The organism is Pseudomonas sp. 1 R 17 (genome assembly GCF_900067035.1).
Taxonomy (GTDB): domain Bacteria; phylum Pseudomonadota; class Gammaproteobacteria; order Pseudomonadales; family Pseudomonadaceae; genus Aquipseudomonas; species Aquipseudomonas marginalis.
In genome coordinates this window covers 49230-68089 of record NZ_FKLB01000010.1, presented here as the reverse complement: position 1 = coordinate 68089, position 18860 = coordinate 49230, and the positions used below count along the sequence as shown (strand labels likewise).

The following is an 18860-nucleotide window of genomic DNA, read 5'->3' as shown; positions in this document are numbered from 1 at the left end:
TCAGCCCGCCGACCAGCAGGTCCACCCCGGCTCCGGCCGCTGCGCCTGCAGCGATGCCACCGCCGACGCGCACGCCGAGTTGCTTGAGGGTTTCCGGGTTGAACAGGTCATCACCCCAGCGGCCGTCGAGCAACGGCAAATCGCTGGCGGCGGCGTCCTGGGCACGAAAGCCGAACAGCTTGAGCAAGGCCTCCACGCATTTTTGTTCGCGCTGACGCACCGCCTTGCGCAAATCGCTGATGGCTTGTTGCTCATCTTCAGTCACCACGCTGCGTCGGCACGCGGCGCAGTCGATCAGCAATTCGGCAATCAACCGCGCGGCGCTCTGTTGACGGGCCTGGCGTTGGGCTTCCTGGTCGAGGATCAGGCGCTGCAACTGCGGCCGGGCGTTTTCCAGCAGCAGGGCGAGGCTTTCATACAAGCGACGTTCGCCGTCTTCCGGCGGCGCGACGCTGTCGAAACGCACCAGCGCATGCAGGCCCAGGCGTGCCAGGGCTTCGCGCCAGTCCGGCTCGCGGTGGTCGCTGCTGCTGACGAAGTTGAGCACCGGCAGCAACGGTTTACCGCAACTGGCCAGCACTTGCAGCTCATCACGGTACTTGGCCAGCACCGGTTCGCGAGCGTCGATCACATACAGGCCGGCGTCCGAGGCCAGCAGTTGGCGCAGCACCTTGGCTTCCTGTTCGAAACGCTGGCGGGCTTCGCTGCCTTCCAGGAACCGCGCCAGGCGGGCCGGGCCGTCCAAGCGTTCGCCGGGGCGATCCAGGCGTTCCAGGTAGTCGAGCAGGGCGATGGCATCTTCCAGGCCGGGTGTGTCGTACAGCTCCAGCAAGGCTTCGCCGTCGACCGACAAGCGCGCGCCTTCGACATGCCGCGTGGTGCTGGGGCGATGGGAGACTTCACCGAACCCGACGTCACGGGTGAGGGTGCGCAGCAACGAGGTCTTGCCGACGTTGGTGTGGCCGACCACGGCGAGTTTCAGTGGCTTAGTCATGACCGGTCTCCAGCCAGTTCAACGGCGCGCAATCGGCGAACGGCAGCTCCAGTTGTTGCAGCGCGCTGTGCCAGTCGCCCAGGCGCTCGGCATCCAGCGCCTGGCCGGGCGGGGCTTGCAGCAGCCAGACACGGGTGGCGGCGGCGCTGCGTGCGAGTTCGGCGATCAGTGCCAGGCTGCCGCGGTCCGGCGAGCGGCGCGGGTCGCAGGCGATGGCCAAGCGCGCGGGCGGGAAGCGGCTGAGTTGCTCCAGGAGCTTGTTGCGCGATTCGCGGCTGTCGAGGATGCCGGCGTGCTTCACATTAGCCGGCAGCTTGGGTGGCCAGGGGTGCTGATCGTCCAGTTCGATGGCGACGAGCAAGGCGCCGTCGCTGTCCAGCTCACTGACGCCGCCGGTGACGGGGTGCAGTTGTTCCGGCGCGGCGTCGTTGACGCCAAGGCGCTCGCTGCTGGGCATCAGGCGTTCGCGCAGTGGGCTGTAGCCGGGCAGGTTGAGGTCCAGGCGCAAGGCGGCGCGCCCGCGTTTCCAGCGCCACAGGCACAGCAGTGCGAGGATCAATCTTGGCAGCAGGCCGTAGACCAGCAATACCCCGACCAACCAGGCGGCCCACGCCTGGCGGGCGCTTTCGATGTTCAGGGCGGAATCGCCGCTGGCGCGGATCATCTCGACGGTCGGTACGTTGAAGCCCAGCAGGGCGGGCAGGGTGCCGAGGGCCTGGGTCACGGCGACGAAGGTGTCGGCGCCGAGGATAGTGGTTTCCCACACAAAGCCGTAACGGCGGGTGGCGAGCAGCGTCAGCAGAATCACCAGCGCACTGAGCAGCGCCAGCAACCACAGGCTGTTGACCAGCACACCGACCGCCCAGCGATTGAGTTTCTGCCGTTGCAGCAACAGCAGCAACGCCGGGGCCAGTTGGGCGGCCTTGGCATCGCGCGCAAGTTTTTCACTGAGCCACAACCACAAGCGCCCGAGGCTGGCGCTGTGCTCGCCGGCAAACAACAGCCCCAACGCCCAGCTCAACAGCAGGATCAGGTTCAGGCCGAGCAGGCTGCCCAGGGCCCAGAACACATTCACCGGGGTCAAGCCGTTGCCCAGCGCAGCAAAGGCCAGCCCCGCGCCGCTGATGACGGCCACCACCGCCAGCAGCACCAGCGCCAGGCGTGCGCCTTGCAGCCAGCGCGTGAGGGCGGCGGTCAGGCCATCGCGCTCGGCCAGGTGCAGGGCGCGCTGCTGGATGCGCGTCGGCAGGTCGCCGCCCGCGGTGCGGGCGAGGCGATTGGCTTCCTGGTCTTCCAGGGGGCCGGCGTGTTCTTCACGCAGGCGCACGGTTTCCGTCAGCCAGAGTTTGTGCAGGGGGGTCAGTGCGGTCACGCGTCTTCCTGTCGTGCAAGTGAGCTTGGAGCATAACCGCTGGTTCGTGGCTCTGGTATTCTCGTCGCCATGAAAAAAACTCTCCCTTTAAGCCTGATCGCAGCCCTCGGTGAAAACCGCGTGATAGGCGTCGACAACAGCATGCCCTGGCATTTGCCGGGGGATTTCAAATATTTCAAGGCCACCACGCTCGGCAAGCCGATCATCATGGGGCGCAAGACCTGGGACTCCCTGGGTCGACCGCTGCCGGGGCGCTTGAACATTGTGGTCAGCCGTCAGACCGACCTGGCGCTGGAAGGTGCGGAAGTTTTTCCGTCACTCGATGCCGCCGTGGCGCGGGCTGAAGCCTGGGCGCTGGAGCAGGGCGCGGATGAGCTGATGCTGATCGGCGGTGCGCAGTTGTATGCGCAGGGGCTGGAACAGGCGGATCGCCTGTACCTGACGCGCGTGGCGCTGAGCCCGGAGGGGGATGCGTGGTTTCCGGCGTTTGATGCGAGCCAGTGGAAGTTGGTGTCGAACGTCGAGAATCCGGCGGAAGGGGACAAGCCGGCGTACAGCTTTGAGGTTTGGGAAAAGGCCTGACTGGCACCAGATTAGTCAGACTTGCAAAAGAAGCCTCGATGCGTCACTGTAATGACCAATGTCTTTACAGTGAGGGCTGCCCCATGGCTTCTATCAACGTACGTATCGACGACGATCTTAAGGCTCGTGCTTATCACGAGCTGGAAAAGCTCGGCGTCACCCCATCGGAATTAATGCGTCAAGCCTTGCAGTACGTGGCAGAGCGCGGTCAGTTACCTTTCAAGCCTGTCCTCATGACTGAAGATGATGAGGCATTGTTGGCAACCGTTCGGGAGCGGCTGGCTGCGCCTCAGCGGGTGAAGGTCTCACTGGATGACCTATGAGCTGGATTTCGATACACGGGCTTTGAAGGAATGGCACAAACTGGGCGATACCGTTCGTCAACAGTTTAAAAAGAAGCTGGTTGAGATCCTGAACAATCCACGTATTGAAGCCAGCCGTCTGCATGGCTTGCCCGATTGCTACAAAATCAAGCTGCGCAGCAGCGGCTATCGGTTGGTGTATCAAGTCATTGATCAGGAGATCACGGTGTTTGTCGTGGCTGTCGATAAGCGTGAGCGTGATGAGGTTTACCGAAAGGCTGCTGATCGTTCGAGCTAGCAGGGGCTGAGGTCCCTGCTAGCTTATTCCGTCAGGCCTGCGCCAACGCCCCATGCTCATCCGCATCCAACAACGCTTTATCCGTCTGCCCCATGATCTGGCTGGTAATTGCCCCCGCCGTCATCGAACCATTCACGTTCAGCGCCGTACGGCCCATGTCGATCAGCGGCTCCACGGAAATCAGCAGCGCCACCAGTGACACCGGCAAGCCCATGGCCGGGAGCACGATCAACGCGGCAAAGGTCGCGCCGCCGCCCACGCCCGCCACACCGGCCGAACTCAGGGTCACAATCGCTACCAGAGTCGCTATCCACAGCGGGTCCAGCGGGTTGATGCCCACGGTCGGCGCCACCATCACCGCCAACATGGCAGGGTAGAGGCCGGCGCAGCCGTTCTGGCCGATGGTCGCGCCAAACGAGGCGGCGAAGCCGGCGATGGATTGCGGGATGCCCAGGCGGCGGGTCTGCGCTTCAATGCTCAGCGGGATGGCCGCCGCGCTGGAGCGGCTGGTGAAGGCAAAGGTCAGTACCGGCCAGACCTTGCGGAAGAAGCGCAGCGGGTTGATCCCGGCCAACGACAGCAACAGGCCGTGCACCACGAACATCAGGCCCAGGGCCAGGTACGACACCACCACAAAACTGCCGAGCTTGATGATGTCCTGCAGGTTGGAACCGGCGACCACCTTGGTCATCAGCGCCAGCACACCGTACGGCGTCAGCTTCATCACCAGGCGCACCAGGCGCATCACCCAGGCTTGCAGGGTGTCGATGGCGTTGAGCACCTTCTGGCCTTTTTCCACGTCATCCTTGAGCAGTTGCAACGCGGCAACCCCGAGGAAGGCGGCGAAAATCACCACGCTGATGATCGACGTCGGCTTGGCCCGGGCCAGGTCGGCGAACGGGTTGGCCGGCACGAACGAGAGCAGCAACTGCGGGATATTCAGGTCGGCGACCTTGCCGGCGTAATCGCTCTGGATCACTTGCAGGCGTGCCATTTCCTGGGTACCGGCCACCAGGCCTTCGGCGGTGAGGCCGAACAGGTTGGTCAGGCCGATACCGATCAGCGCTGCAATTGCGGTGGTGAACAGCAGCGTACCGATGGTCAGGAAGCTGATCTTGCCCAGGGACGAGGCGTTATGCAGGCGCGCCACGGCACTGAGGATCGAAGCGAATACCAGCGGTATCACGATCATTTGCAACAGTTGCACGTAGCCGTTGCCGACCAGGTCGAACCAGCCGATGGAGGCTTTGAGCACGGGGTTGCCGTCGCCGTAAATGGCGTGCAAGGCCGTACCGAACGCTACGCCGAGGACCAGGGCGAACAGAACCTTCTTGGCGAGGCTCCAGTGGGTGCGACGGGTTTGTGCCAGGCCCAGCAACAGGGCCACGAACACCAGCAAGTTGAGAATCAGGGGCAGATTCATTGAAGCTCCGTTGAGAAGGCAGCCAATCGCGTGAGCCCGCGATTGCGAACCGGAAATCCTAACAGCTTGAAATATATTGATTTAATACCGATATGGAATGGCAGCTGTCGTTTTCGGAATAAGGCTTTGACGCTCTGGCGTATGCCCGTGACGGAATCAGGACGCACACCGTCGTGCTCGCGTTGGGAACTGTCACAGGGATTTGTTAGCGTCCATGTCTTTCACTCAGGGAGACAACGCCTATGAAGCTCGCGCCGAAATTACTAGCCGCCGCATTCTGCCTCGGACTCGCCAGCCAGGCGTTCGCCGCAACCGAGTTGAAACATTGGCCGGCACCCGCCGCCAAACAACTGAACGAGATGATCGCCGCCAACGCCAACAAGGGTAACTTTGCGGTGTTCGACATGGACAACACCAGCTACCGCTACGACCTCGAAGAATCCCTGCTGCCCTACATGGAAAACAAGGGCCTGATCACCCGCGACAGCCTCGACCCGTCGCTCAAGCTGATGCCGTTCAAAGACACCGCCGACCATAAGGAAAGTCTGTTCAGTTACTACTACCGCCTTTGCGAAGTCGACGACATGGTTTGCTACCCGTGGGTTGCGCAGGTGTTTTCCGGCTTTACCCTCAAGGAACTCAAGGTCCAGGTGGATGAACTGATGGCCTCCGGCAAACCGGTGCCGGTCAGCTATTTTGAAGGCGACGTGGTCAAGCAGTCCGAGGTACAACCGCCGAAGGTCTTCACCGGCCAGGCCGAGCTGTACAACAAGCTGATGGAAAACGGCATCGAGGTGTACGTGATGACCGCCGCGTCGGAAGAACTGGTGCGCATGGTCGCCGCCGATCCCAAGTACGGCTACAACGTCAAACCCGAGAATGTCATCGGCGTGACGACCTTGCTCAAGGACCGCAACACCGGCGAACTGACCACCGCACGTAAACAGATCGCCGCCGGCAAATACGACGAAAAAGCCAACCTCGGCCTGGAACTGACCCCCTACCTGTGGACCCCGGCGACCTGGATGGCCGGCAAGCACGCGGCGATCCTCACCTACATCGACGAATGGAAAAAACCGGTGATCGTCGGCGGCGATACGCCGACCAGCGACGGCTACATGCTGTTCCACGATGTGGACGTGGCCAAGGGCGGCATCCACCTGTGGATCAACCGCAAGGACAAATACATGACCCAACTCAACGGCATGATCGCCAAGCATGCAGCGGCGCAAGCCAAGGAAGGGTTGCCGGTGACGGCGGACAAGAACTGGGTGATCGTCAAGCCTGACGAGATTCAGTAACACCGAGTCGCCTGCATCCCAGGCAAGCCAGCTCCCACATTTTTAAGGTGTTCACACATCAAAAGGTGGGAGGGGGCTTGCCCGATGGCTGTCTGAATAGCACTACAAAACCCAGCCTAAAATAGATATCAATTGCGAACCAATCTCATCCTCTGCTAGCGTGCGCACTTCCTGAACCCTCCGTTCTTCTCAAGGTAGTGCTGTGCCCTCCTGGAATTCGCAGATCGCGCGCCTGTTCGCGGAGCAGAAGAAAGCCCTCGAAGCCTTCGTCACTCGCCGCACCGGCAGCGCCCAGGTGGCCGCCGACCTGACTCAGGAGTCGTTCCTGCGCCTGGCTCGCATGGACTGCGGCGAAAAGATCGACAACCTCCCAGCCTTCCTCTTCACCATCGCCAGCAATCTGGTGCGCGATCACCAGCGCCAGGCCATCCGCCGTGAGCGCCTGGACGCCGGCGAGCCCAGCGAAGAGCTGCCGTGCAGCAATCCGGGGGCCGACGAGCAATTAGCCGCCTACCAACAGGAACAACTGATGCAGGATGCGATCCTGGCGTTGCCCCCAGCGACTCGGCAGATCTTCCTGCTTTATCATGTCGACGAACTTTCCTATCGCGAGATTGGCGAACGTCTATCGATCACGGCACGCAGTGTGGAATACCAACTGCGTCGCGCCTTGATTGAATGCCGCGCGTACATCAAGACGCGGCTTGCCTGCGATGAACAAGGATGTCGCTCATGACCGCCACCTCCACTGCCGACGTGTTGTTCGACGAAGCGTCCGGCTGGTATTTCCGCCTGCAGGCCGACGACGTGACGCCGGCCGACATGGACGCCTTTGCCGCCTGGCTGGGGCAAGGTCCGGCCCAGGATGACGCCTGGCGGGAAGTGCAGGCGATGCTCGGCGGCCTGCGCGAACCTGCGCGGGTGATTCGCCGCGCCGAACAGGCCGCCTGGCGCAAACCGGCGCGAGCCTGGCAGCGCTGGGCGTGTGCTGCGGCGGTGTTGTTGGCCGTGGGGCTTACCGTGCAGAACACGCCATGGCTCGATCGCCTGCGCGCGGACTACGCCACCGGCACCGGCGAGTCGCGCAGCATCGAACTGGCCGACGGCTCGCACCTGCAACTCAACACCGACAGCGCGGTGCAGATCCGCTTGAGCGGGGGCGAACGGCAAATCCGTTTGCTGCGTGGCGAAGGCTTTTTCGACGTCACCAAGGATCCGACACGGCCGTTCGTGGTGCAGTCCGGCGACGGCTGGGTGAAGGTGGTCGGGACGCAGTTCAGCGTTGCGCGGCGCGATGCGCAGACGCGGGTGCAGGTGGCGCAGGGCAAGGTGCAGGTCAGTGCCGGCAGCGGTGAACCGGTGTACCTGGAGCCAGGGCGGGCCGTGGAATATCAAGGCCAGCGCCTGGCCGAGGTGCATGCTTTCGACCCGGCCAGCGGCTTTGCCTGGCGCCAACGGCAACTGGTGTTCCGCCAGCAGCCGCTGTCGGAAGTGGTGAGCGAGTTGAATCGCTATTGGCCCGGCAAGACTCTGGTGCTAGGTGATGCGCTGCGCAACCGCGTGGTGTCGGGTGTGTTTGAAATCGACAAACCCGAAGCCGTGATCAAAGCGCTGGAGTACACCCTCAACCTGCGTGCCGAGCACTACACCCCGTATTTACTGGTGTTGCGCGAAGGCAAGGCATCGTAATCGCAACTTTTTGAAAAAACTTTCAGGGTTTCTCCCCAGGCACTCGTCCTTGATCACTGAGGCGTAAATAGTAAGCACTCTCAAGTAGTGCGGCGCCGATCACAGACTTTTTGCACCGGGGAGCACCATCCATGGCACATCGATTCGCCGCACGGTCCTTGTTGGCACTGGCCATTTCCATGGCCTGTGGCACTGCGCCGCTGTATTTGCAGGCCGCCGAAACCACCCAGGCCCAGACCTACCGTTTCGATATTGCAGGGCAAAGCCTGGACGGTGCGCTGGCGGCGTTTTCGGCGGTGACGCGAGTTCAGGTGCTGGTGTCGGGTGAGTTGACCCAGGGCGTGCTGTCGCCGGGTGTCAAAGGCAACCTCGGCCAGCGCGAAGCCTTGGGGCAACTGCTCGGCGGTACCGGGCTGAGTGCGGCGTTTATCAACGCGGACACCGTGACCCTGGAAAAGCGCATGGACACAGGCTCTGCCATCGAAGTCGGCGCCACCACCATCAGCGCCGAACACCTGGGCGTGACCACTGAAGGCAGCGGTTCCTACACCACGGGCGCCGTGACCCTGGGCAAGGGCGAGCAAAAGCTCAAGGACATCCCGCAATCGGTCAGCGTCATGACCCGCAAGCAGATGGATGACCAGAACACCACCAAGCTCTCCGAGGTGGTCAAGCGCACGCCCGGCCTGACCGCGACCAAATCTCCCGGCCCCGGCATGTTCATCTTCTCCCGTGGTTTTGAAGTCGGCACCCTGCAATACGACGGTGTGGGCATCCCGCGTAATACCTACACGCTGGGCAGCTACCTCACCGAGAACATGGCGATCTACGACCGCGTCGAAACCCTGCGCGGCCCGGCCGCCTTGCTGCAAGGCGCCAACAGCCCCGGCGGCACGATGAACCTGGTGCGCAAGCGCGGTCAGCAGGCGCCGACCGTGACCATCACCGCCAAGGCGGGCTCATGGGACCATTACGGTACCCAAGTGGATGCTGGCGGCCCGCTGAACGCCGAAGGCACGTTGCGCGGCCGTTTTGTGGCTGACTACGACACTACGGATTCGTTTGTCGATTACGTCGGTGGCTGGAATCAGACAGTCTACGGCGCCGTGGACTACGACTTCAGCCCCGACACCACCGTCGGCGTCGGCATCAGCAACCAGAAAGGCCACTCGCGCCCCAACTTCATGTCGCTGCCGCGTTACGCCGATGGCAGCGATATCGGTCTGTCGCGCTCGACCTTCGTTGGCGCCAGTTGGAACCGTAATGTCAACAACCAGACCCAGGTGTTTGCCGATATCGAGCATCGCTTCAACGAGGACTGGAAGGTGAAAGCGGCGCTGGTGGCAATGGACGAGCACAACGACGCAACCTACCAGGCGACATGGGACACCGTCCCTGTAGGCGGCGGCACTGTGCCCTACGTGGACTGGATCACCGACTTCAATACCAAGAGCCGCGGCGCCGATGTGTATGTAAACGGCAAGTTCGAGGGGCTGGGTTTGCAGCAGGAGATGGTGCTGGGTGCCAACTATTCCAAACTCACCACCAATGACCAGTGGGCTCGGGCGTCAAATCCCGGTGCGGATATCTTCAACATCGACCACAACCGCCCGCAGCGCGACGCATCGCAATTGTTCAGGGACGGCGCTGCCTCCAAGAGCTGGTATGACATCCGTCAGAAGGGCATCTATGGCACCTGGCGCGTAAAAGTCCTGGACCCGCTGACCCTGATCGTCGGTGCACGCACCAGTTGGTATGACTATTCATACATAGGCCAGGGCGGGTTTGGCGGTGTGTATAACGCAGCCGAGAAAAGCACCACGCAAACCACCGGCAAGGTCACGCCGTATGCAGGCCTGGTCTACGCTCTGAATGATCAATGGTCGGCCTATGCCAGCTATGCCGATGCCTTTGAGCCGCAAACCAACCTGACCACCTCCGGCTCGTTGCTCAAACCTATCGAAGGCAAAAACTACGAACTGGGCATCAAGGGCGAGTTGGCCGAGGGTCGCCTCAACACCTCGTTTGCCATCTTCCGTTACGACCAGGAAAACCGTGGCGTCCAGGACCTGCAAGGGCCGATGAACTGCAATGGTTGGTACTGCTCGGTCGCCTCGGGCAAAGTCCGCAGCCAAGGCTTTGAAGCTACCTTGAGCGGTGAAGTGCTGCCAGGCCTGCAACTGGCCTCCAGTTACACCTACAACACCACAAAATTCCTCAAGGACGACACCTACGAAGGCAAGATCTTCAGCACCTGGACCCCCAAGCACCTGCTCAAGGTCTGGGGCGATTACCAACTGCCGGGTGACTGGCAGAAGTTCAGTGTCGGCGCCGGCGTGACCGCGCAAAGCAGCACCGAAGCCTACGACCGCACCTTCAGCGTGCCGGGCAATGCGCTGTGGGATTCACGGGTGGCTTACAAGATCAATCAGGAATTCACCGTGGCGGCGAACCTGTACAACCTGTTCGACAAGAAGTATTACATCCCGGCCTACAACGCGAACTGGGGCAGCAACTACTACGGCGATCCGCGTAATGTGATGTTTACGATGACCTACACACCGCAGTTCTGATTACATCCGGATATAAAAATGCCCCGCATTTAGCGGGGCATTTTCATGTGTGGCGGTTAGCCCTTACAGCCCATCCAGCATCGCCTTGTTACGTACCGCACCCTTGTCGGCACTGGTCGCCAACAGGGCATAGGCCTTCAACGCGGTCGTGACCTTGCGCGGACGCTTCTCCACCGGCTTCCAACCTTTCTTGTCCTGCTCGACCCGGCGTGCCGCCAGCTCTTCGTCACTGATCAACAGGTTGATCGAGCGGTTCGGAATGTCGATCAGGACCTTGTCGCCGTCCTGCACCAGGCCAATCGCACCGCCGGCAGCGGCTTCAGGTGACGCGTGGCCGATGGACAGGCCCGAGGTGCCGCCGGAGAAACGGCCGTCGGTGAGCAGGGCGCAGGCTTTGCCCAGGCCTTTGGATTTCAGGTACGACGTCGGGTAGAGCATCTCTTGCATACCCGGGCCGCCTTTCGGGCCTTCGTAGCGGATGATCACGATGTCGCCTTCCTTGACTTCGTCGGCAAGGATGCCGCGAACCGAGCTGTCCTGGCTTTCGTAGATCTTGGCGCGACCTTCGAAGACGTGGATGGATTCATCCACACCGGCGGTTTTCACCACGCAACCGTCGAGGGCGATGTTGCCGTACAGCACGGCCAGGCCGCCTTCTTTGGAGTAGGCGTGTTCGACACTGCGGATGCAGCCGTTTTCACGGTCGGCGTCCAGGGTGTCCCAACGGGTCGACTGGCTGAACGCGGTCTGGGTCGGGATACCGGCCGGGCCAGCCTTGAAGAAGGTGTGCACGGCTTCGTCGTCAGTCAGGGTGATGTCCCACTTGGCGATGCCTTCGGCCAGGGATTTGCTGTGCACGGTCGGCAGGTCGGTGTGCAGCAGGCCGCCACGGGCCAGGGAGCCTAAGATCGAGAAGATCCCGCCGGCGCGGTGCACGTCTTCCATGTGGTACTTCTGGATGTTCGGCGCGACCTTGCACAGTTGCGGCACATGGCGGGACAGGCGGTCGATGTCGCGCAGGTCGAAATCGATCTCGGCTTCCTGGGCCGCAGCCAGCAAGTGCAGGATGGTGTTGGTGGAACCGCCCATGGCGATGTCCAGGGTCATGGCGTTTTCGAACGCCTTGAAGTTGGCGATATTGCGCGGCAATACCGACTCATCGTTCTCGCCGTAGTAGCGCTTGCACAGCTCGACGATGGTGCGGCCGGCCTGCAGGAACAGCTGTTCGCGGTCGCTGTGGGTGGCCAGGGTCGAACCGTTGCCCGGTAATGCCAGGCCGAGGGCTTCGACCAGGCAGTTCATCGAGTTGGCGGTGAACATGCCGGAGCACGACCCGCAGGTCGGGCAGGCGCTGCGCTCGTATTCCGCGACCTTCTCGTCAGAAGCGCTGGAATCGGCGGCGATGACCATGGCGTCGACCAGGTCCAGGCCATGGGAGGCGAGCTTGGTCTTGCCGGCTTCCATCGGGCCGCCGGAGACGAAGATCACCGGGATGTTCAGGCGCAGGGCGGCCATCAGCATGCCGGGGGTGATCTTGTCGCAGTTCGAGATGCACACGATGGCGTCGGCGCAGTGGGCGTTGACCATGTACTCCACGGAGTCGGCGATGATCTCGCGGCTCGGCAGCGAGTACAGCATGCCGTCATGGCCCATGGCGATGCCGTCGTCCACGGCGATGGTGTTGAATTCCTTGGCTACACCGCCGGCGCGCTCGATCTCGCGGGCGACCAGTTGGCCCAGGTCCTTGAGGTGCACGTGGCCGGGTACGAACTGGGTAAAGGAGTTGGCAATGGCGATGATCGGCTTCTTGAAGTCGTCATCTTTCATCCCCGTGGCACGCCACAGTGCGCGGGCGCCGGCCATGTTGCGGCCGTGGGTGGATGTTTTCGAGCGGTAATCAGGCATTGGAGCACTCCGGGCGGCTAATCGGTATCAAAGGGGAGTGAGCTTCTATTGACGTCTGGAACACCCGAAAAATGGCACTGGTGTCCGGAAGTTGCCGCAAACGTGACGGGATCGCCGTGCGCATTGGCCTTGAGCTCATAAACCCGCCGGGGGATGACTGGCGATGAATAGGGCCGATTCTACACCGTCTTCCTGTAGGAGCGAGGGGGATGCCTAGTTCTTGCTCGCGAAAAACGTAAACGATAACGCAGCGCTATCAGGTAGTTCGTGTCGCCGATGAGTTTTTCGCGAGCAAGAACTAGGCGTCCCCCTCGCTACTACACAGGCAAGACATATTCAGAACCACTGTTTAAAGGCCTTTGGATGTTGTGCCTCCTACCGTTTCTCTTCCAATCACAGAAGAGGACGACGGAATGTCCACGCAACAAAATGCCTATCGGCTACGCATCGGGCGCTATTCAGAATCGGGCCGCGTGTACCTGATCACGGCTGTTACCTACCAACGACAATCAATTTTTCAGGACTGGCGCACGGGTCGCCTGCTCGTCAGCGAATTCAGGAAAGCTCAGGAAGACGGTGAGGCTACCTCGCTGGCCTGGGTCGTGATGCCTGACCATTTTCATTGGCTGGTCGAACTGCACAATGGCGACTTGCCAAGGTTGATGCGAATAACCAAGTCGCGAAGTGCCCGCGCGATAAACAGTGCGAGGGGTTCCTACGGGACGCTTTGGCAAAAAGGCTATTTCGATCGGGCACTGCGTCGTGAGGAGGACTTGAAAGCAATGGCCCGCTATATCGTCGCGAATCCTTTGCGTGCTGGTCTGGTCGAGCACATTGGTCAGTACCCGCTATGGGATGCCATCTGGATATGACGCACCTTCACTTGTAGGAGCGAGCTTGCTCGCGAAGAACGTCAACGATAACGCAGCGCTATCAGGTAGCCCGCGTCGTGTATGAGTTTTTCGCGAGCAAGCTCGCTCCTACAGGGGAAAGCGTGAGTGCCCGCTCCGTAAATTAGTCAACCAGCCCCAGAGGCTGAACACGATGAAGCTGACCGCGATGGTCAGCAGCAGATGCGTTCCGGTTTGTGCCAAGGCCGCACTGCTGATGGCGGCCGTGAGGAACATGATGCTGTTCCCGGCCGATGCAGCGGTGCCCGCGCTCCTTGAGAACAGCCGCATCGCCGCCGAAATCGCCGCCGGACGAACCAGGGTGACGGCCAGGGCGCTGATCAGTATCGGGATCAGCAGAGTCAAGGTGGTGATGGCTTCAAAAATAATGATCAACGTCAGCAACACACCCGCGACGAGCAATAGTCCAAGACCGATATTGATTTGCCGGGACAGCGCCATGCGTTTTTGCAGGTACGAGGCAGCAACGCCGCCGAGCAGGTAGGCCAGGCCGTACACCATCAGCACCAGCGCATATTGGTATTCGGACAGCTTCAGCGCATCCATGAAAATCAGCGGCGTCACGCTGATCAAGGCGAAGTAGCAGGCAAATACCAGGGCGGCGATCCACCAATAGCGCAGGAAGTCCCGATTGCGCGCCACGGCCTTGAGTGTGCCGATGATGGATACCGGTTCGCGGTGTGGGCTGGAGGACTTCGACGGCAGGATACAGAGCGCATGGATCAACATGCCCGATGCCATCAGCGCAAACCCATAGAAGCTCCCTTGCCAGTCGAAGGTGGTTTGCAGCCAGGAGCCGATCAGCGGCGACAGCGCGACAAACGAGCCGCTCAGGGTCATGTAATAGAGGCGCACCCGGGCTCGGTCCTGTTCGTCGAACAGGTCTTCCACCAGTGCATGGCCCAGTACGAAGAAGCCGCAGCCCATGGCCTGGACCGTGCGGAACAGCAGGAAGGTCAGGTAATCCGGCGCCATGGCGCAACCTATCGCCCCGAGGATCGACAGCGTGATACAGCCGAGCAGGACTTCCTTGCGCCCCCATTTATCCGAAAGCGGACCGGCGAGCAGTTGGGAGATGGAAAAGACCAGGGTGAACAGGCTGATGGACAGTGCGATGTCTGCGCTGGGCGTGTCGAACCGGGCGGACAGGGCGGGGAACGACGGGAGGAGGATATTGATCGGGAAAAAGCTGATCAGTGAAATGCAGGTGATGAGGATGAAGCGGGAGAGGGTGGGCCCAGACATTGTTTTTGTTTTCCGGAGTAAAACCAGAAAACGATACTAGTCTGCGAAAAGTGGAATTCAATCAAAACTACTGTGGGAGGCTTCCCGTAGCAATGTAGGAGCGAGCTTGCTCGCGAAGAACGTCAACGATAACGCAGCGCTATCAGGTAGCCCGCGTTGTATATGCGTTTTTCGCGAGCAAGCTCGCTCCTACAGAGGGTTCACGTCTTAGCTATTGGGCAACAACCGGCACGTAATGCTCTTGATATACCGCGTCTCGACAATCGCCGGATGCACCGGATGATCCGGGCCCTGGCCGCCACGTTCCAGCATCTGGATATTGCGGTCCAGATGGCGGGCGCTGGTCAGCAGGATGTTCTGCAGGTCGTCTTCCGGCAGGTGCATGGAGCACGAGGCGCTGACCAGGATGCCGTCCTTGCTGAGCAGGCGCATGGCTTGCTCGTTCAGGCGGCGATAGGCGCCTTCGCCGTTCTTCATGTCTTTCTTGCGCTTGATGAAGGCCGGTGGGTCGGCGACGATCACGTCGAAGCGCTCTTCGCTGGCTTTCAGCTCCTTGAGGGCTTCAAAGACGTCGCCTTCGATGCAGGTCATCTTCTCGGCGACGCCGTTCAGCGCGGCGTTGCGCTCCACGCCATCGAGGGCGAAGGCCGAGGCGTCGACGCAGAACACTTCACTGGCGCCGAAGGCCGCGGCTTGCACGCCCCAGCCGCCGATGTAGCTGTACAGGTCGAGTACGCGTTTGCCTTTGGCGTATGGGGCCAGGCGCGCGCGGTTCATGCGGTGGTCGTAGAACCAGCCGGTTTTCTGGCCCTGGATCACCGGGGCTTCGAATTTCACGCCGTTTTCTTCCAGTGCGACCCACTCCGGCACCAGGCCGAACACGGTTTCGACGTAGCGGTTGAGGCCTTCGGCGTCGCGCGCGGCGGAGTCGTTCTTGAACAGGATGCCGCTCGGCTTGAGCACTTGGGTCAGGGCGGCGATCACGTCGTCTTTATGGGCTTCCATGGTCGCCGAGGCGATCTGAACTACCAGGATATCGCCGAAACGGTCGACCACCAGGCCCGGCAGCAGGTCGGAATCGCCGTAGACCAGGCGGTAGAACGGCTTGTCGAACAGGCGATCACGCAGGGACAGGGCGACGTTGATGCGGTGCACCAGCAGCGACTTGTCCAGTGGCAACTTGATGTCGCGCGACAGCAGGCGTGCGCAGATCAGGTTGTTCGGGCTCATGGCCACGATGCCCAGGGTCTTGCCGCCGGCCGCTTCCAGGATGGCCTGGTCGCCCGCCTGGAAGCCGTGCAGAGGGGTGGCGGCCACGTCGATTTCGTTGCTGTAGACCCACAGGTGGCCGTTGCGCAAACGACGATCGGCGTTGGCTTTGAGACGCAGGCTTGGCAGGGACATGACGTCGCTCCGGAAAAAAGAGCGGGAGTATACCTTGTTGTGTAGGAAATGGCCGGACTGCCGGATGTGCGGGGAGGTGTCAGCCGGGGGGAGATAAGGGTTAGAATCCCCACCTAGCCCAGAGTGTGTACTTATGTCCCAAGAGCTTTCCGCCGAACAGATCCAGCAGGCCCTCCAAGGCATCAGCGTGCCGCCCCAGCCGCAAATCATGGTGGATTTGCAGATGGAGCAGTACATGCCCGACCCGGACCTGGAAGTGATCGCGCGGTTGATCTCCCAGGACCCGGGCCTCTCCGGCGCGCTGCTGAAGATCGTCAACTCGTCCTATTACGGCCTGAGCAACAAGATCGCCTCGATCCAGCGCGCGGTGAACCTGCTGGGCAGCCGCTCGATCATCAACCTGATCAACGCCCTGTCGATCAGGGGCGAGATGAGCGACGACACCATCGTCACCCTCAACCGCTTCTGGGACACCGCCCAGGACGTGGCCATGACCTGCCTCACCCTGGCCAAGCGCACCGGCGCCCAGGCGGTGGACGAGGCCTATGCCCTGGGGCTGTTCCACGACTGCGGCGTGCCGCTGATGCTCAAGCGTTTCCCCAACTACATGACGGTGCTCGAAGAGGCCTACGCCAATGCCGGCCCCGACTGCCGCGTGGTCGACACCGAAAACAATGCGTTCAACACCAACCATGCGGTGGTCGGCTACTACACCGCCAAGTCCTGGCGCCTGCCGGAGCATGTGACCGACGCCATCGCCAACCACCACAATGCCCTGGCGATCTTCAGCGATGAGACGTCGCGCAATCCTCAGTTGAAGAACCTGCTGGCGATCCTGAAGATGGCCGAGCACATCTGCTCGTCCTGCCGCGTGCTGGGCAACCAGTCGGTGGACCATGAGTGGAATGCCATCGGCCACCTGGTGCTGGACTACGTGGGCCTGTCGGACTACGACTTCGAAAGCCTGAAGTTGTCGATCCGCGAACTGGGCGCGCACTGATCCCCCCTTCACGAGGTACACATGCCCGAGTTACCAGAAGTCGAAACCACCCGGCGTGGGATTGCGCCGCACCTGGAAGGCCAGCGTGTCAGCCGCGTGGTGGTGCGTGAGCGGCGCCTGCGCTGGCCGATCCCGGAAGACCTGGATGTGCGCCTGTCCGGCCAGCGCATCGTGCTGGTGGAGCGGCGGGCCAAGTACCTGTTGATCAATGCCGAAGTGGGCACCTTGATCAGCCATCTGGGCATGTCGGGCAACTTGCGCCTGGTCGAAGTCGGCATGCCGGCGGCCAAGCATGAACATGTGGATATCGAGTTGGAGTCCGGCCTGGCCCTGCGCTACACCGACCCTCGGCGTTTCGGCGCGATGCTCTGGAGCCAGGACCCGCACAACCATGAACTGCTGATTCGCCTGGGGCCGGAGCCGTTGACCGAGCTGTTTGACGGTGAGCGGTTGTTCCAGCTGTCCCGCGGCAAGTCGATGGCGGTGAAACCGTTCATCATGGATAACGCGGTGGTGGTGGGCGTAGGCAATATCTATGCGACTGAGGCGTTGTTTGCGGCGGGGATTGATCCACGTCGCGCGGCCGGCGGCATTTCACGCGGGCGTTATTTGAAGCTGGCGATCGAGATCAAGCGCATTCTGGCGGCGGCAATCGAGCGTGGCGGCACCACGCTGCGGGACTTTATCGGTGGCGATGGGCAGCCGGGGTATTTCCAGCAGGAGTTGTTCGTCTACGGCCGCGGTGGCGAGGCGTGCAAGGTTTGCGGGACTGAACTGCGCAATGTGGTGCTGGGGCAGCGGGCGAGTGTGTTTTGCCCCAGGTGCCAGAGCTGATTGCTGTGTGAGGGCTGATATCGCTATCGGGAGCAAGCCCCCTCCCACATTTTGAACGTATTCACAAATCAAGTGGTAGAGGGCTTGCCCCCGATGAGTCCCTGAAGGACCTCAGGCCTTACCGGTAATCTTCCGGTACTTCTCCATCAACTGCTCTTCCGTCTCCGGATGGGCTTCATCCAGCGGAATGCAATCCACCGGGCACACTTGCTGGCACTGTGGCTCGTCGTAGTGACCGACGCACTGGGTGCACAGGTTGGGGTCGATCACGTAGATCTCTTCGCCCTGGGAGATGGCGGCGTTCGGGCACTCGGGTTCGCAGACGTCGCAATTGATGCAATCGTCGGTGATGATCAAGGACATGGAAACTCCTGCCAGGGCTGTCAGCCAAGGCATCTGAAAACTAATGCGCGCAATTGTGCCGCATTGGCGCCCGCAGTGCGAGCCGTGGTGAGCGAGGCAAGCCCGCTCACCACATTACTTCTTGAAGCGCAGCGTCAGCGCATCAGCCACGGCCGGGTGCACGAACTTGGTGATATCCCCGCCCAAAGCGGCAATTTCACGCACCAACGTCGAGGAAATGAACGAATAACGCTCCGACGGCGTGAGGAACAGGCTTTCCACGTCCGGCGCCAGTTGGCGGTTCATGTTGGCCAGCTGGAATTCGTATTCGAAGTCCGACACCGCGCGCAGGCCACGCAGGAACACATTGGCGTTCTGCTCCTTGGCGAAATGCGCGAGCAACGTGGAAAAGCCCACCACTTCCACGTTGGGCAGGTGCTTGGTGACCTCACGCGCCAGCTCCACGCGCTGTTCCAGGGGGAACAGCGGGTTTTTCTTGGGGCTGGCCGCGACTGCGATGATCACATGGTCGAACAAACGAGAGGCGCGTTCGACCAGATCGCCATGGCCTTTGGTAATCGGGTCGAAGGTACCTGGGTACAACACTCGGTTCATCGCGTCGTCCTGGCGGAGTCCGTTGGGGAACCGGATGGTATCGCAGCCATCCCGGTCGGCCAAGTCAACT

18 protein-coding genes are annotated in these 18860 nt (G+C 61.4%); 10 read left to right on the top strand and 8 right to left on the bottom strand.

Going from position 1 to position 18860, the window contains the following annotated elements:
- Positions 1–994: GTPase/DUF3482 domain-containing protein (locus tag BFP99_RS01735; RefSeq protein ID WP_065946533.1), on the bottom strand; the 994-nt coding region annotated here is incomplete at its 3' end.
- Positions 987–2366, bottom strand: a complete 1380-nt coding sequence (locus BFP99_RS01730) for a DUF2868 domain-containing protein (protein ID WP_065946532.1) — start codon at positions 2364–2366, stop codon at positions 987–989. The genes BFP99_RS01730 and BFP99_RS01735, both read right to left, overlap by 8 nt.
- 69 nt (positions 2367–2435) lie before the next feature.
- Here BFP99_RS01730 and BFP99_RS01725 point away from each other — a divergent pair, with 69 nt between their 5' ends.
- The 3 genes from BFP99_RS01725 to BFP99_RS01715 all read left to right on the top strand — a co-directional run bounded on the left by BFP99_RS01725 (position 2436) and on the right by BFP99_RS01715 (position 3548).
- Positions 2436–2948 (top strand): dihydrofolate reductase, encoded by a 513-nt coding sequence (locus tag BFP99_RS01725; RefSeq protein WP_065946531.1) that lies wholly within the window; start codon positions 2436–2438, stop codon positions 2946–2948.
- An 83-nt stretch (positions 2949–3031) separates the two neighbouring features.
- On the top strand, positions 3032–3271 hold the full coding sequence (locus tag BFP99_RS01720; protein WP_033897026.1) for a type II toxin-antitoxin system RelB/DinJ family antitoxin: 240 nt from the start codon (positions 3032–3034) through the stop codon (positions 3269–3271).
- A complete protein-coding gene (locus tag BFP99_RS01715; protein ID WP_065946530.1) occupies positions 3261–3548 on the top strand; it encodes a type II toxin-antitoxin system RelE family toxin in 288 nt (95 codons plus the stop codon). Before BFP99_RS01720 ends, BFP99_RS01715 begins: the two co-directional genes overlap by 11 nt.
- 31 nt (positions 3549–3579) lie before the next feature.
- Here the strand turns inward: BFP99_RS01715 and BFP99_RS01710 are convergent, their stop codons facing one another.
- Positions 3580–4971 carry an L-cystine transporter gene (locus tag BFP99_RS01710; protein WP_065923874.1) on the bottom strand — a complete coding sequence of 464 codons (1392 nt, stop codon included), beginning with the start codon at positions 4969–4971 and terminating at the stop codon, positions 3580–3582.
- A gap of 242 nt (positions 4972–5213) precedes the next feature.
- Between BFP99_RS01710 and BFP99_RS01705 the strand changes: the two genes are divergently transcribed.
- From BFP99_RS01705 to BFP99_RS01690, 4 genes are all read left to right on the top strand, one after another.
- Positions 5214–6272, top strand: a complete 1059-nt coding sequence (locus BFP99_RS01705; protein ID WP_027606122.1) for a hypothetical protein — start codon at positions 5214–5216, stop codon at positions 6270–6272.
- Positions 6273–6474: 202 nt separating this feature from the next.
- Positions 6475–7008: an RNA polymerase sigma factor gene (locus tag BFP99_RS01700; RefSeq protein WP_065923872.1), complete on the top strand. Its 534-nt coding sequence runs from the start codon at positions 6475–6477 to the stop codon at positions 7006–7008.
- Entirely contained in the window at positions 7005–7961 is a 957-nt protein-coding gene (locus tag BFP99_RS01695) for a FecR family protein (protein ID WP_065946529.1), read from the top strand. Before BFP99_RS01700 ends, BFP99_RS01695 begins: the two co-directional genes overlap by 4 nt.
- 131 nt (positions 7962–8092) lie before the next feature.
- Positions 8093–10534, top strand: coding sequence for a TonB-dependent siderophore receptor (locus tag BFP99_RS01690; RefSeq protein ID WP_065946528.1), 2442 nt, complete (start codon positions 8093–8095; stop codon positions 10532–10534).
- A 63-nt stretch (positions 10535–10597) separates the two neighbouring features.
- On the opposite strand, the gene ilvD is transcribed toward BFP99_RS01690, so the two are convergent.
- Positions 10598–12439, bottom strand: coding sequence for a dihydroxy-acid dehydratase (gene ilvD / locus BFP99_RS01685; protein ID WP_027606118.1), 1842 nt, complete (start codon positions 12437–12439; stop codon positions 10598–10600).
- Positions 12440–12852: 413 nt separating this feature from the next.
- Here ilvD and BFP99_RS01680 point away from each other — a divergent pair, with 413 nt between their 5' ends.
- Complete coding sequence (locus BFP99_RS01680; RefSeq protein WP_065923869.1) at positions 12853–13311, top strand: REP-associated tyrosine transposase; 459 nt, start codon at positions 12853–12855, stop codon at positions 13309–13311.
- 108 nt (positions 13312–13419) lie between these two features.
- Here BFP99_RS01680 and BFP99_RS01675 read toward each other — a convergent pair whose 3' ends face one another.
- Positions 13420–14595: an MFS transporter gene (locus BFP99_RS01675; RefSeq protein WP_065946527.1), complete on the bottom strand. Its 1176-nt coding sequence runs from the start codon at positions 14593–14595 to the stop codon at positions 13420–13422.
- 207 nt (positions 14596–14802) lie between these two features.
- Positions 14803–15999: a class I SAM-dependent rRNA methyltransferase gene (locus BFP99_RS01670; protein ID WP_065938099.1), complete on the bottom strand. Its 1197-nt coding sequence runs from the start codon at positions 15997–15999 to the stop codon at positions 14803–14805.
- Between the two features lie 187 nt (positions 16000–16186).
- On the opposite strand from BFP99_RS01670, the gene BFP99_RS01665 reads away from it, so the two are divergent.
- Positions 16187–16999 carry an HDOD domain-containing protein gene (locus tag BFP99_RS01665; RefSeq protein ID WP_169898796.1) on the top strand — a complete coding sequence of 271 codons (813 nt, stop codon included), beginning with the start codon at positions 16187–16189 and terminating at the stop codon, positions 16997–16999.
- A 21-nt stretch (positions 17000–17020) separates the two neighbouring features.
- The gene (gene mutM / locus BFP99_RS01660; RefSeq protein ID WP_065946526.1) at positions 17021–17833 is read left to right on the top strand and encodes a bifunctional DNA-formamidopyrimidine glycosylase/DNA-(apurinic or apyrimidinic site) lyase; all 813 of its coding nucleotides are present in this window, start codon (positions 17021–17023) and stop codon (positions 17831–17833) included.
- A gap of 111 nt (positions 17834–17944) precedes the next feature.
- Here the strand turns inward: mutM and BFP99_RS01655 are convergent, their stop codons facing one another.
- Positions 17945–18196, bottom strand: a complete 252-nt coding sequence (locus tag BFP99_RS01655) for a YfhL family 4Fe-4S dicluster ferredoxin (RefSeq protein WP_003195146.1) — start codon at positions 18194–18196, stop codon at positions 17945–17947.
- Between the two features lie 114 nt (positions 18197–18310).
- Positions 18311–18790, bottom strand: coding sequence for a pantetheine-phosphate adenylyltransferase (gene coaD, locus BFP99_RS01650; protein WP_003176711.1), 480 nt, complete (start codon positions 18788–18790; stop codon positions 18311–18313).
- Positions 18791–18860: the final 70 nt, after the last annotated feature.